The organism is Globicatella sanguinis (assembly GCF_002847845.2).
In the GTDB taxonomy this organism is placed as follows: Bacteria; Bacillota; Bacilli; order Lactobacillales; family Aerococcaceae; genus Globicatella; species Globicatella sanguinis.
In genome coordinates, this window is the sequence record NZ_CP126962.1 from 2,008,620 (window position 1) to 2,022,198 (window position 13,579).

At 35.9% G+C, this 13,579-nt stretch carries 9 protein-coding genes and 3 pseudogenes; 6 read left to right on the forward strand and 6 right to left on the reverse strand.

The genetic code is table 11. From position 1 onward, the window contains the following. The first annotated feature begins 1 nt into the window (after position 1). The 3 genes and pseudogenes from CYJ72_RS08980 (at position 2) to CYJ72_RS08990 (ending at position 2,906) form a co-directional block, all read left to right on the forward strand. A complete protein-coding gene (locus tag CYJ72_RS08980; protein WP_284629436.1) occupies positions 2 to 838 on the forward strand; it encodes a Cof-type HAD-IIB family hydrolase in 837 nt (278 codons plus the stop codon). 18 nt (positions 839 to 856) lie between these two features. Then, positions 857 to 1,483 (forward strand): annotated as a pseudogene (locus CYJ72_RS08985) (histidine phosphatase family protein). Next, complete coding sequence (locus CYJ72_RS08990) at positions 1,470 to 2,906, forward strand: 6-phospho-beta-glucosidase (protein WP_284629438.1); 1,437 nt, start codon at positions 1,470 to 1,472, stop codon at positions 2,904 to 2,906. The pseudogene CYJ72_RS08985 and the gene CYJ72_RS08990 overlap by 14 nt, the downstream one beginning before the upstream one ends. Positions 2,907 to 3,640: 734 nt before the next feature. Here CYJ72_RS08990 and CYJ72_RS08995 read toward each other — a convergent pair. Then, positions 3,641 to 4,876, reverse strand: coding sequence for a hypothetical protein (locus CYJ72_RS08995; RefSeq protein WP_284629440.1), 1,236 nt, complete (start codon positions 4,874 to 4,876; stop codon positions 3,641 to 3,643). 344 nt (positions 4,877 to 5,220) lie between these two features. Beyond that, positions 5,221 to 6,459, reverse strand: a complete 1,239-nt coding sequence (locus CYJ72_RS09000; RefSeq protein ID WP_066127251.1) for an IS256 family transposase — start codon at positions 6,457 to 6,459, stop codon at positions 5,221 to 5,223. Positions 6,460 to 7,409: 950 nt separating this feature from the next. Here CYJ72_RS09000 and CYJ72_RS09005 point away from each other — a divergent pair. The 3 genes from CYJ72_RS09005 (at position 7,410) to CYJ72_RS09015 (ending at position 9,357) form a co-directional block, all read left to right on the forward strand. Then, a complete protein-coding gene (locus tag CYJ72_RS09005) occupies positions 7,410 to 7,760 on the forward strand; it encodes a general stress protein (RefSeq protein ID WP_284629442.1) in 351 nt (116 codons plus the stop codon). A gap of 228 nt (positions 7,761 to 7,988) precedes the next feature. After that, positions 7,989 to 8,741: a CBS domain-containing protein gene (locus tag CYJ72_RS09010; protein WP_284629444.1), complete on the forward strand. Its 753-nt coding sequence runs from the start codon at positions 7,989 to 7,991 to the stop codon at positions 8,739 to 8,741. Positions 8,742 to 8,883: 142 nt separating this feature from the next. Then, on the forward strand, positions 8,884 to 9,357 hold the full coding sequence (locus CYJ72_RS09015) for a hypothetical protein (protein WP_284629446.1): 474 nt from the start codon (positions 8,884 to 8,886) through the stop codon (positions 9,355 to 9,357). A 387-nt stretch (positions 9,358 to 9,744) separates the two neighbouring features. On the opposite strand, the gene CYJ72_RS09020 is transcribed toward CYJ72_RS09015, so the two are convergent. The 4 genes and pseudogenes from CYJ72_RS09020 to istA form a co-directional block, all read right to left on the reverse strand. Beyond that, entirely contained in the window at positions 9,745 to 10,167 is a 423-nt protein-coding gene (locus CYJ72_RS09020) for a cupin domain-containing protein (RefSeq protein ID WP_066126928.1), read from the reverse strand. Between the two features lie 270 nt (positions 10,168 to 10,437). Beyond that, positions 10,438 to 11,109: pseudogene (istB, locus tag CYJ72_RS09025) on the reverse strand (IS21-like element helper ATPase IstB); the annotation flags it as partial. A gap of 50 nt (positions 11,110 to 11,159) precedes the next feature. Beyond that, positions 11,160 to 11,930 carry an IS21-like element helper ATPase IstB gene (gene istB / locus CYJ72_RS09030; protein ID WP_284629450.1) on the reverse strand — a complete coding sequence of 257 codons (771 nt, stop codon included), beginning with the start codon at positions 11,928 to 11,930 and terminating at the stop codon, positions 11,160 to 11,162. Continuing rightward, positions 11,923 to 13,463 (reverse strand): annotated as a pseudogene (gene istA / locus CYJ72_RS09035) (IS21 family transposase). Before istA ends, istB (CYJ72_RS09030) begins: the two are co-directional and overlap by 8 nt. Positions 13,464 to 13,579 lie beyond the last annotated feature (116 nt).

Below are 13,579 nucleotides of genomic sequence, written 5' to 3' on the forward strand. Positions count from 1 at the left end.
GATGAATAAAAAAGTAATCTTCCTGGATGTGGACGGGACCATTACCAATTATTCAAATCAAATTCCCGCTTCAACGATTGAAGCAATTCGTCATGCAAGAGCGAATGGTCACCTAGTTTTTACGGTGACTGGTCGTTCTAAGGCAGAAATGTATGATGAGATTTTAGATATTGGGTTTGATGGCTATATTGGCGGCAATGGATCCTATATTGAAGTGGGAGACCTAGTTCTCTTTGAACAAGTGGTCGATTTTGATGATGCCAAAGCCATTGTTGATTGGTTACATGAACAAGGATTAGAATTTTATCTGGAATCAAATTCAGGTTTATATGCCTCAGAGAACTTTTTAGAACGTGGTACTCCGGTGATGATTGAGTACACACGTTATAAAGGACAAGAGAATGCTGAGAAAACAACTGTTGATGCTGCATTTCCAGAAATGATTTACGGAGCCGATTTATATCGTGATGATTTAAATAAAGTGTCGTTTATCTTAGATTCTTACCAAAACTATTTAGATGCTAAAGAAAAATTTAGTCATCTTAAAGTAGGTACTTGGGGTGGAGCAGGAGAAAAAGCGTTGTTCGGCGATATTGGAGTGGCACAAATTGATAAAGCGAAAGCCATTGATTTACTATTGAAACATTTAAATATGAAACGTGAAGATACCTTTGCTTTTGGTGACGCTAAAATCGATATTCCGATGCTAGACTATTGTGCTGTAGGAGTGGCTGTGGACTCTGGTGGCGATGAAATTAAAGCAATGGCTGATTACATTACCGATGCAGTGGATGATGATGGTATTTATAACGCATTTAAACATTTTGGTTTAATTTAATACAAAGGATGGTGGCTAATGAAAAGATTTTTTTTAATGCGCCATGGTCAAACTTTATTTAATTTACAAAAACGAATACAAGGAGCTTGTGACTCGCCCTTAACTGAATTAGGCATTCAATAAGTTTTAGCTGCTAAACAATATTTTGACGAGCGTCAGATTCAATTTGATGCTGCTTTCTCGTCAACACAAGAAAGAGCCAGTGATACTTTGGAGCTGATTTTACCTAGTGGGCAAACTTACACACGCTTAAAAGGCCTTAAAGAGTGGAATTTTGGTGAATTCGAAGCTCAACCGCAATTCTTAAATCCCAAACGTCAACCTGGTGCTAAAAGCTATGGTGATTATTTTGTCGCGTATAGCGGTGAATCGGCAGATGAAGTAGCAAGACGTATGAAGGAAAGCATCACGAATGCATTAGAAAATGTTGAAGGTGATAATATTTTAATGGTTTCTCATGGTGGTGCCATGTGGGTATTGTATCTCTTACTAGATTTACTAAAAGAGCCATTACCGATTATGCCAAATTGTGGCATTTATGAATACACTTATGACAATGGGCAAATTGATATCGTTCAGATTATTGACCCAATTGCAGAAAAGAATTATCGAATATCAGAGGAGGAGAAAAATGTCAGAAATTAAAACATTTCCTGAAGGATTTTTATGGGGTGGCGCAACAGCCGCTAACCAATGTGAAGGTGCTTATAATGTCGACGGACGTGGACTAGCAAACGTTGACGTCGTACCAATTGGTGAAGATCGTTTTCCAATTATTACCGGTGAAAAGAAAATGTTTGATTTTGAAGAGGGGTATTTCTATCCAGCAAAAGAATCAATCGATATGTATCACCGCTTCAAAGAAGATATAGCTTTATTTGGTGAAATGGGCTTTAAAACCTATCGTTTATCTATCGCATGGACTCGTATTTTCCCGAATGGTGATGAAGAAGAACCAAATGAAAAAGGATTACAATTCTATGAAGATTTATTCAAAGAATGTCATAAACACGTCATCGAACCATTAGTGACAATTACTCACTTTGACTGCCCAATGCATTTAATTGAAAAATATGGTGGATGGCGTAACCGCAAAATGTTAACTTTCTACGAACGCTTATGTCGTACCTTATTTACTCGTTATAAAGGATTAGTAAAATATTGGTTAACCTTTAATGAAATTAATATGATCTTACACGCACCATTCATGGGCGCAGGGTTATACTTTGAACCAAGTGAAGATAAAGAGCAAGTGAAATATCAAGCGGCTCACCATGAGCTAGTTGCTAGCGCACGTGCTACTCAAATTGCTCATGAAATTGATCCAGAAAACAAAGTGGGCTGTATGTTAGCAGCTGGACAATATTATCCTAATACAGCTCATCCAAGAGATTATTGGGAAGCATTGAAAGAAGACCGTGAAAACTACTTTTTCATCGATGTCCAAGCACGTGGCGAATATCCAAACTATGCATTGAAAAAATTTGAACGTGAAAACATCAAGGTTGAAATGACGGAAGAAGACTTAGCGTTATTAAAAGAACATACCGTTGACTTCATTTCATTCTCATATTACTCAAGTCGCGTCGCTTCAGGTGACCCAGCAGTTAAAGAGAAAACCGCTGGCAATATCTTTGCTTCAATTAAGAATCCTTACTTAGACGCGTCTGAATGGGGCTGGCAAATTGACCCATTAGGTTTACGTATTACGATGAATGCTATCTGGGATCGTTATCAAAAACCATTGTTTATTGTCGAAAATGGATTAGGTGCGGTTGACACACCAGATGAAAATGGCTATGTAGAAGATGACTACCGTATTGAATACTTAAAAGCACATATCCAAGCAATGCGTGATGCGATTAATGAAGACGGCGTCCCATTATTAGGTTACACCACATGGGGATGTATCGATTTAGTTTCAGCTGGAACAGGCGAAATGAAAAAACGTTACGGCTTTATCTATGTAGACCGTGATAACCAAGGTAACGGAACCTTAAAACGTACCAAGAAAAAATCGTTTGACTGGTATAAAGAAGTCATCGCAACCAACGGCGCAAGTATATAAAGTGCGACAAATAGCGCTTTGAAAAGAATCACTGGAGGAATTCACCAGAAGAGTGTGTAACACTCGAGGGAGAATTACGAAGTGGAGGTCTTTTCAGCTATTTGGAACCGGATTACTAAAGTGTGATGAAAGGCGTTCAGAAAGAAATCACTGGAGAAAAGGGCCTGCTGTGCGACTTGCGCACAAAGGAACTTTTCGAAGTGGAGGTTCTTTCTGCCTTTCAGAACCGGATTACTAAAGTGTGATGAAAGGCGTTCAACGAAAGATTCTAATTTAATCAACTCCTAAATAACAGCCTATCAAGTAGAAACCGAAGTTTACTTAATAGGCTGTTTATTTGGCTCTATGTCAAATGGTGTGAATGGGAGTGGGCAAGAAGTAGAAATTTAAATAATTTTCGCTTCGTCGGCCTACTCCCGCACAGTTGAGTAGGTCTCAAACAAGTCTTTTAGACGCAGGGTGAGATCACTCAACCATTGCACTATTAATTACCGAATAATTATATTAACTAAATCTATCAAATTTATGCCGAATCTCAGCCACACCATAAAGTACAGGGCGTTTATTTTAGTAAAGATAAAAATTGAAGATATAGTATGTGCATACGCCTAAAAGAGCACATATTAATGTTAAAGTAAGATAAAGGGTAGTGAAACGGGCAACCCCTAATCGACAAGTGTATTTTTAAAACATTTGAGTTTGAAAAATATAAAATTTCTTGCTAATCGTTTAAACTATATTTTTTCTTTGACTTTTGTTGCTCCATCTAGAACGTTGCTACCGCTCTCTGCACCTTTTTTACCAGCGAAAATTGATAGTAAAGCAGCTAAGGTAAGTCCGATAAAAGTTACGAATGAGTACTTAGAAGTTTCATTCATAATATTATCAGTTGTTTCAACTACTTCTTCGGATGTTTTCTCTGCATCCTCCATTAATTGATTAAGTTGAGTTTCTGCATCAGCTAATAGTTGTTTAGCTTGTTCTTGCGCCTCTTCATAAGATGTTTTAATGTTTTCAACCGCTTTGTCCGCTTCCGCATCAGTTAAATCGGTATTTTCAGATATAGCAGATGATAATTTTTCTTCATCTAAACCTTCGCCTATTGTTGTTAAGCGATTTTCAATGTTTTGATATACTCCATTCAACTCTTCATTCGCATCTTTACCATCTACAATAACAGCTTTCGCTGCATTTTGAATATCAGTTATCGTTTCATCTAATTGAGATTGTAAATAATTAGGCTGTAATTCTGGAATGTTAGAATCTACTAAAGCGTCTTGAACTTGTTTATCTAATTCAGAAGTGTCTATTTTCAAATTGTCTGAAATTGAATCAAAAGCTTCTTGTGAAAAATTATAAACAACATCTCCTGAAACATTCGCAACATCTGCTATCGTGTCACCAGCGACACCCATTAATGAACCAAGAGTATTAAATGCGGACCCAATGGTAGAGGTTGCTAAATATAAAATTGCAAGAAGACCTAAAGCCCAAGTTAAGAAACCGTGAATGGCACCTGCGCGATTTGCAGTTAAGCCTGCAACATAACCTCCTGCACCAAGTGAGACAATAAATGAGATGATAGTCCAAATAATTAAGCCGATACCGACATTATCTAATGGGTTTGGAGAAGTTAAATCAGTGACCCCTAAACCTATTGTGGCAGATATAAATGAAAATAAAATGCTTAACGCTAAAAAGGTTATTAAACCAGCAAAGATAGATCTCCAAGACAAATTAACTCCCGCTTTTTCTAAAGCTATATCATTTAAATAACGTCCTCTGTCGTACTCGATATGATTCTCTTTAAAATTATAGTTAGAACCTTTGTATTTAAAATCATCATCCGGAACATCATTTGACTTGTTAATTGATTCATCTATAACAACATCTTTTTTGTTGTTAACTTCTGGATTGACCTTAGTGTTAGACATTTTATCCTCTTCATTTCTTACTCTATTCTCTTTCATATTAATTCTCCTTTCAATAGAACTATACGACAATGCAATAACTGGTTGAAACATTATAGACAAATTTACTTTACATCCCGCATTAGAGTGCATTTTAATATTTTAAACCTAATTATAATAATATAAAAGCAAGTAACTTAATTTACAAAAGACTCTAATAGTGGTAGTGTCAAATATTTTGTGTAACCTGCATATTAAGATTGTAATATAATTAATAACTATTTATTGAATTTCACCTTGCCTTTTAGATGAATTATCATAACGACCAGTGAACTTGTACTTCCTCTCAATAAGATAATTCATCTAAAAGGCAAGGCCAGCAACCGAAGGGCGCTAGTTAAGCCTCACATGATACTTGAGGATTTTTCTGTTTCTCTTCTTAAGTTGAATTCATTAACCGGCCTTTTGAGATCTATCAGCAGTTGAAGTTCAAATGCAACCTTCCCAAAGCCTTTATGAATACGATTTGCGAACTTGGCATTATATTCTATGACATAACAATAGACTGTCTTTTCTAGGGACGCCTCATGTGGAAATTGTTCTTTAATTTTCGTTCGCTTCTTCAATTGCTTATTAAAGGCCTCGGATAGATTGTTTGTATAAAGTGATGGCCATATCTCTTTGGGAAAATGCATGAACGAGAAAAGGTTCTTTTTTCGTCTTAATTGTTCTACCAATTTTGGATAAGTCCCTTTCCAAGTCTGAATAAATTCATTAAGTAAGCGCGTGGCTTCTACGATACTACCAGCTTTAGGGACTTTTTTTAGCCCTTCTAATACTTCTTGACGATCTTTCACCCGTACTTTCATGGCGAAATGTCTCAGCAGATGAGTCCAACAGGTTTGATGAAGGGCCATTGGAAACTCATTGGTTAACGCTTCCGCTAAGCCTGTTAATTCGTCTGACACAAAGAGAAACACATTTTCGAGCCCTCTTTGTTTTAGGTCTTGTAGCATTTCACGATAGTGCAAGGAGGACTCTGTCGGATAGACTTGAAAATCGAGTATTTCTTTATAGCCTTGAGCATCAATTCCAATAATGGTATGGACAGCTTCTTTAGACACACTCCCACGTCTTACCGGGATAAAGGTGGCATCGCAATATAGACAAACATAGTCTTGCTTAATAGGGCGTTGTCGGTAAGCAGCTAATTCTTCTTCAAATGTTTTAGAAAGATGAGAGATAGTCGTTGGCGAATAGTGGTGACCATACATTTTTTCAATGAGGTCTGAGATATCGCGTGTTGTCACACCTTTTTGATACATTAAAATGATCATCTCTTCTAAGTGATTAGGGGCTTGTTGAAGACATTGAATCGTTTTAATATCAAACAGACCTAATCGATCTCTTGGTATTTTGAGCTGTAGCTTACCGTATTCTGTCGTTAATGTTCTGGAATAATAACCATTTCTTGAATTGCCGGTATTGTAGCCTTTCACTTCCCATTTCTCATAATTAAGAAAAACCGTTCTTTCGCTTTCAAGGAGTAGGTTAATAGCTTCTTCTAAAGCTTGACGAAATATTTCATGAACCGATTCACCTTGTGCTAGTGCTGTGATTAATTTTGTGTTAAAATCTTTCATGAGGGACCTCCTGTTTGTGATTGTTTTGTTGTTATTACAATCTTACAAAAAAGAGGTCTCTTTTTCCAGGGAGACTCCGAGGTTACACAAGATATTTTACGCTATGCTAATAGTTAGCAAAGTTATATTTGTGTATATATATATTATATAATTAAATTTATAATAATTCTAATAAAACGCATTGAGTTTACATTGAGGCTAGGAATAAACTTAGGCAAGTTATTGTTCGTTAATTAAATGTGGAGTGGTCGAGTGGCCTAAAACGCGTTTTAAAGAGGTTAGGCATAAATTCAATCAAGATAATATTCATTAATTAATAGGGTATCTGAGCGTTATGAAATATTCACCAGAAATGATCGAATATTCGAAACTTGTCAACGTCCCTTTTTCAACGAATTACTATTGGATTCATAATGGACATTTACGCTTAACACCGAATAATTTACTCTTTCCGCATAAATCAGAGAAGAAAGTCTGAATAACAGCTTGCAATTTAGAGTCAAAGGTCAATCCATCGACATTCGTCCGGAAGTCATTATTCAACGTAGTGAGTACGGTCAATATGCAATTTACACCATGATTCTAACGCAAGACTTATAAATGTTTATTCGTACTAATCATTTGCCGGACACGTCATCAACTAATTCAAATTATTTCGATTAAATAGGCGGCAACTGTGAATAAAGATTTATTATGGTCATCCCAATTGTTCATATGAACTGGGTTAAGCGAAAACTACAACCGTCATCGCATTCAAGGGCATAATTAAGCAATTCTCGGTATATAAAATTTCTTTAATCATCATTTAAGTGGTATGATGAAATTATCAATTATAAAGTTGTGCGAGATAGCCAACTAAATCAAACGAGTGAGATTGACTTTGAGCATTTTTTTTTATTAAAAATATCGATATTTAAACATTAGCATTAAATAAAAGGAGTAGGGTGAATATGGCAAAGTTTATTTACGATTCATTTGATACATTTGAAGAAGCGGAAAGAGCAGTAGAAGAATTAATCAGAAGTGGAGTATATCAAGGAGATATCACCATCCTTATCAATAGTCAATATGTTAAAGAAGATGTCTCACGATCAGGAGCCGTGATTCATAAAGCAGATAGTTTGGATGAAGATAGTTCTTGGTGGGATGTCGTGGTGAGTTTCTTTAGACCAGAGCTTCAAGTGGATGAAGAGCATTCTGAAAATTTTGAAAATTATAAAGAATTAGTATTAAAAGGTGCCATACTCGTATTGGTAGAAGATTTTTATCTTCCAAACGATGCAAGTGATGAAGAAAATTAAGGAAACACTGTTGGAAATGAAGTTCGAGTGGCTTCCACCGGAGTGAATAACAGATAACGAAATCGTTTAGTATTTCATTTTTAGTCAGCAAAGGATTGAGAGTCGCGAGATTCATTATTCTTTGCTCTTTTTTATTAGCGTTAAAAGCTGTTTTCAAGTTAAAATATGAATTTTATAGCATTGACCATTATAATAGAGGTAAGAGAAATTTTTAATAGGAGGCGCCCAATGTCAAAAAATGAATTTTTAGCATTATTTAATGAATTGGAGATTACTTTACAAAAAGTATTAAATTCCAAAGAAACGATGTTTATTTTACTTGAACAAGCGAAAGCACAGTCTAGAATCAATCCAGTCAGTGTTCATTGGGATTTATTGTATGCAGCCAGACAACTACGTAATTTACTGACGCATCAAACCACAACCGAAATTCCAAAAATAGCTGAACCTTCAACATATTTAATTGAGACATTGAAGCGGATTATTACACGGTATAAATCACCAGTTTCGATTATGGAATACCTAAAATCCCAAAAAGCTGAAACAATCGTCACTTTTAAGGTGGGAGAATCTTTACAAGCAGTGCTTTCAGTCATTAAAGAAAAACATTATTCTCAATTTCCGGTGTTTGATGATCACCAATATGTTGGTTTAATTTCAGAAAATGGTATTACCAATTGGATAGCAGATAGGGTATCTGCTGAACAAATGTTAAGTGAGGATTTAGTGGCAGTTACGATTGATGAAGTGTTAAAATTAGAAGAAAAGAATCATCAGGTTACTAAAATTTATAAAGAAAATAATCTATTTCAGTTGATTGAGTTATTTGAGAAATCGCAATCGACGGTCATTTTAGTGTGTGAAAAGCAAAATCTTGAAATGGATACACCTGACGATATCGTTGGGATTTTAACTAATTCAGATATCAGTCTGATTTACCAACTATTTGATAATGATATCCATTTGTCAGACGAAGTTTAGTAAACGCCTCGATCAATCTTGTTATTTCTATAAATTATTAATAGTCAATTATCACTTTGACTAACTTTGACTATATTTGACCAATGTGTTATAATATTAATGTAGAGGAAGTAAGGATCAAGATGAAAGGGGAAATGTTATCATGCAAAACCGCTACATAGTATCTGCTCAAGTCGATAGTGCTAAGTTTGGTAAAGGTGAATTAATAGCATACCTCGATCATGAAGATTTTGTAAAATATGCAAATCTTTCTGACCAAGACAAATTAGCCTTTTTAAAAGAACATGGCGCACAATTACAAGTCGATTTAGCAGACCTAAAAGAATCCGATATAACGGATTATCAAGTCAATCGCCATGACCAAGAACTAACAACAGTTAGTTCTGAGCCTGTGACTAAGACACAATCCATTCGTAAAATGAGAATGAATATTAATGGTCAAGACACAGGATGGGTCGATGTTACAGAAGAAAATGAAGCGCAATACAATGAAATGATGAATCAATTTAATGAAATGCATCAAAGTTTTAATGAACGATTTAATAAAATATTTGGTGATGATTTCTTCAAACCATTAGGTTTAAATCATAACCAAAGATTCATTGATTCAAATTAAATTAATTAGCCTTCACTTTTAATAACCCCCACTGGAGGAATGTCGTTCATCCAGTGGGGGAATTTTTATTTAAAACAAAAAAGCTGGGCATAAAATTGATAAATTCAATCAAGTTATTGCTCAATAATTAAAAGCGCAGTGGTTGAGTGGCCTCAAACTGCTTCTTAATGAGGTTCGGGATAAATTTGATAAATTCAATCAAGTCATTGCTTGATATTTAAAAGCGCAGTGGTTGAGTGGTATCAAACTGCGTCTTAATGACTTGCTTGATACCTACTCAACTGTGCGGGGGTAGGCCAACGAAGCGAAAATCAGTTGATTTTCTACTTCTTGCCCACTCCCGTTAATTAAAAATTGGTAGCCCTGAAGCTACCAATTCCTATTTAATTAATGCTCATTTGGATCGTTTTCTGCATCTTCATGTGTTGGATGCACAGTACCTGGAACGTGATCAGGTCCAGCGTATAAAGTATATAATTTTAGTGGTTTATCACCAGTGTTAGTGACATTATGCCACATATCTGCCGGTACTAAAATAGCGAAATCAGGTCCAACTTCTTTTTCAAAGTCTAAATTGTCTTCTGAAGGACCCATTTGGCATAGTCCTGTTCCTTCTTCGATGCGTAAGAATTGATCAATGCCTTCATGAACTTCTAATCCAATATCATCACCTGGCTGGATTGTCATTAAAGTCATTTGCATTTTGCTACCAGTCCATACCGTTGTACGATAATTCTCATTTGCGCTTGTCCATTCCTCGATATTCTCAACAACTGGCTGTTTGCCACGATCTGTCATATCAAAAGTCATTCCTAATCGCTCCTTTTTTATAATGATTATAATTAAATGATAACACTCTTTCGGCATAAAGTAAAATGAAACGCTTAAGAGATTTATTTTCTTTCATTAGCATAAAAAGTTATAAAAGGAAACATTGAATGATAAATATAATGATAGGAATGTTGGTTATTTCTGGTTATCATAAGTTATCGATCTAGGCTTTAAATATCTGTATATGTCAAATGAAAAAGGGACCACTTTGCTGACGAAAAAGGGACCACCTTGCAGTGGTACTAGGAGCTAATCTTCTCCTTTCTCTAGTCCCTTTTTCCATAGGCTTGTTTGCTTCATTCTGTAACTTTCTCCTCGCATATCTACCACATGGGCTTTGTAAGCGAGGCGGTCGACAAGCGCTCCTGTTAAAGTAGGATCTTTAAAGCATTCCTGCCAACGATCAAATGTTAAATTAGTGGTAATAATCACCGATCCCTTTCCTATCTGATTCGATAATAAATTAAAGATAAGTTCAGCCCCCGATTCATCGAAGGATAAATAGCCAAGTTCGTCGATAATCAATAAATCTACCTTCTTTAAGCGCTGCTTAAAACGATAAAATTGACTCTGAGTGACGGCCTCTTTCATCTGGATGACTAGATTAGGGGCGTTGACAAATAAGACATTATAACCCTTTAAACAAGCTTCCATCCCTAATCCAATACTGTAATGGGTCTTACCCGTTCCTGGATTTCCTATAAAAATGGCATTCTCCTTTTCTTCAATAAATTGTAACGTCTTTAAGTTCCGTAGTTCCTTTCTAACAGGCTCCTGAAAGACTGTGTCATCAAAGTCCACCAAATACTTCTTCTGATTAAATTTAGCCGCTTTGATTCGCCTTTGATGACTACGGTCCCGTCGATGCATCACTTCTTCATTCAGCCATTCTTCGATGGCCTCTTCAATGTTCAATCCTCTGGCTTGATACTCTTTGTATTTCGCAAGTTAAAAGTGAGCCATTTCGCAATTTAAAATTGAGCCACTGTCATCTTTGAATTATCTTTTATCCATTGTTCTGTTTCTCTCATTCTGTAAGAAGGACCGACCATATTTACAACATGTGATTTATGAGTCAAACGGTCGGTTAAGGCAGCTGTTAGGACGGGATCATGAAATATTTCCTGCCATTTTAAAAACGACAAATTACTCGTGATAATGGTAGCTTTTCTTCCTGCTCGCAAAGATAGATGTGAAAATAATAATTCCGCCCCTTCTTTGTCGAAAGAGATATACCCAAGTTCATCAATAATGACGAGATCGTAATTTTCAAATTTTAATTCGAATGACCGTAAGGTTCTTTCTGAGCGATGCTCTTTCAACTGATTGATGAGGGAAGGGACTGTCGCAAAAAAGACGCGATAGCCCGCTAAACAAGCTTCCATCCCTAATCCTATCGCTATATGTGATTTTCCAGTACCTGGCGAACCAGTTAAAATCACATTTTGTCCCTCTTTAATAAAATCTAACGTTTTTAGATGTGGTAACTTTTGCTGTGCTTGTTCCGGCAAGGCATCTATGTCTAACTCTTCTAACAATTTCTTTTGTGGAAAATTAGCGATACGTATTCGATTTTGTTTTGACCGGATAAAGCGATCATTCTTTTCCTGTTCTAAGACCTGGAGAAGAATCGTAAAGGCTAGGGTTGGATTATGAAATGTTTCTTCATCTTGCACCATTTTCCGAATACTGGGTAATCGTAATTCTCTACATAACTCAATTAATCGTTCTTTCTTATCCATAGTGAATGACCTCCTTATCTGCTTGATGAAACAGATTCGCATAAGCTTTCAAATTGCTTTCCGATTGATGGGTTGTCTCATCTCTTGCCAGAGATACCTCTGTCGGCTCTGATTGCTCGCATAGAAATAAAATTCTTTCTGTGCTAACGTATCCCCAACGAATGCCATTCAGTTCTTCGACCGCTGCCATAACACGTTCAAAGTTGTTATTGTCCTTCATGTAGTGGAGTAATATTATGAATTCTTTCTCTTTTCCTATATAATGATGGTGGTAAAGATTTTTTATTTGTTGTGGTGCTTGTCTCAAACATTCACTTTGAGCCAAGGCACTTTTTTTCTTTTGAATGTTTCTAAGTAATGGTAAAGATTCATTTCCCACTGATGGACACCCCAATTACGTTTATGTGTTGCGATGATTTCACCCTCAATAAACAACTTAACCTGATCGGCACTTAGTTTTGCGATGATATATTTTCCAATATGACCTTCTGGTACAGAGTAATGATTTTGCTTAATGACAACCGTACTATATTTATCCACTCGACATTCTAATATTTCAGAAACATCGAAGGGAGCGATTATGGTAGGGCCAATCCTTTCTTTTTCTGTCTGCATCAATTTCAGGTGAGAAACCTTGTGTTCATGATGCAAACGTTGATTGAGTTTCTCTAATTCATTGTTAAGATGAGTTTGAGCCTCTTCTAAATTGGAGAAACGATAAGTTGAGGCAAATGCCTTACGACGTATAAACTCAACACTACGTTCCACATGTCCCTTTTCATTTCCTTTTCGTGGTTCACATAAACGAATTTTAAATTGATAGTAATTAGATAAATGAATCATGCTGTCGGTAATGGTTTTCTCTGTTCCAATAAAGCTTTTAACAACCGTTCTCATATTATCGTAAGTAAAAACCGAAGGGATAAAGCCGATGTGACTGATAAATTTTGTGTGGACGTCTAACACACAAATTTGGGATTCTGATTGATAAATTCTAGCGAAACGATAATTACTGTGCGCCAAAGTAAATACAGCCAAAGAAAATGTTTTTAGCTTGTCATCGATAAATAATTTTATCTCTCCCCAATCAAATTCAACCTCATATCCTGGTTCCGCATGGTGTCGGATAAATACTTCTTTTGTTTTTGTCACCTCCTCGTTAATGAAGTTTCTAACGGTTGTATAACTAATAGAATAGCCACGATCGAGCAGCTTCTCATGCATGTCTACAATCTTCATTTGTTGTTTCGCCATGCCGTGATCCTTTTTCCACTCATTTTCTTTAATAAAATCACGTAACATCACTTCAATTGATTCTGATAATACTCTGCGTCTACCGACTCTTTTTTTATAAGTTGGTGGTTTCACGATATCCTCAGCGATAGGAAGATCACGAACATCTTCATACTTGCTTCTTTCATATTCCTTGATATATTTATCAACGGTATTCCTAGATTTCTTCGTGAGTAAAGCAATCTTTCTTTTGCTTAGCCCCTCAAGGTAGAGTTTTATAATCGTTTGTTTTTCTTTCAATGCAATCACTCCTGATATTCCCCCTATTTATTATTCAATAGGGTTATTTTCTATCAAAAGTGGCTCAGTTTTCAATTAATATAGTGGCTCACTTTTAAGTTAACATATACAACTCT

Coding starts and splice junctions, on each gene's coding strand:
- CYJ72_RS09010 (WP_284629444.1), top strand. CDS start 7,989: ATGTCAAAAAATGAATTTTTAGCATTATTTAATGAATTGGAGATTACT.
- CYJ72_RS08980 (WP_284629436.1), top strand. CDS start 2: ATGAATAAAAAAGTAATCTTCCTGGATGTGGACGGGACCATTACCAAT.
- istB (WP_284629450.1), bottom strand. CDS start 11,930: ATGGATAAGAAAGAACGATTAATTGAGTTATGTAGAGAATTACGATTA.
- CYJ72_RS09015 (WP_284629446.1), top strand. CDS start 8,884: ATGCAAAACCGCTACATAGTATCTGCTCAAGTCGATAGTGCTAAGTTT.
- CYJ72_RS09005 (WP_284629442.1), top strand. CDS start 7,410: ATGGCAAAGTTTATTTACGATTCATTTGATACATTTGAAGAAGCGGAA.
- CYJ72_RS09000 (WP_066127251.1), bottom strand. CDS start 6,459: ATGAAAGATTTTAACACAAAATTAATCACAGCACTAGCACAAGGTGAA.
- CYJ72_RS08995 (WP_284629440.1), bottom strand. CDS start 4,876: ATGAAAGAGAATAGAGTAAGAAATGAAGAGGATAAAATGTCTAACACT.
- CYJ72_RS09020 (WP_066126928.1), bottom strand. CDS start 10,167: ATGACTTTTGATATGACAGATCGTGGCAAACAGCCAGTTGTTGAGAAT.
- CYJ72_RS08990 (WP_284629438.1), top strand. CDS start 1,470: ATGTCAGAAATTAAAACATTTCCTGAAGGATTTTTATGGGGTGGCGCA.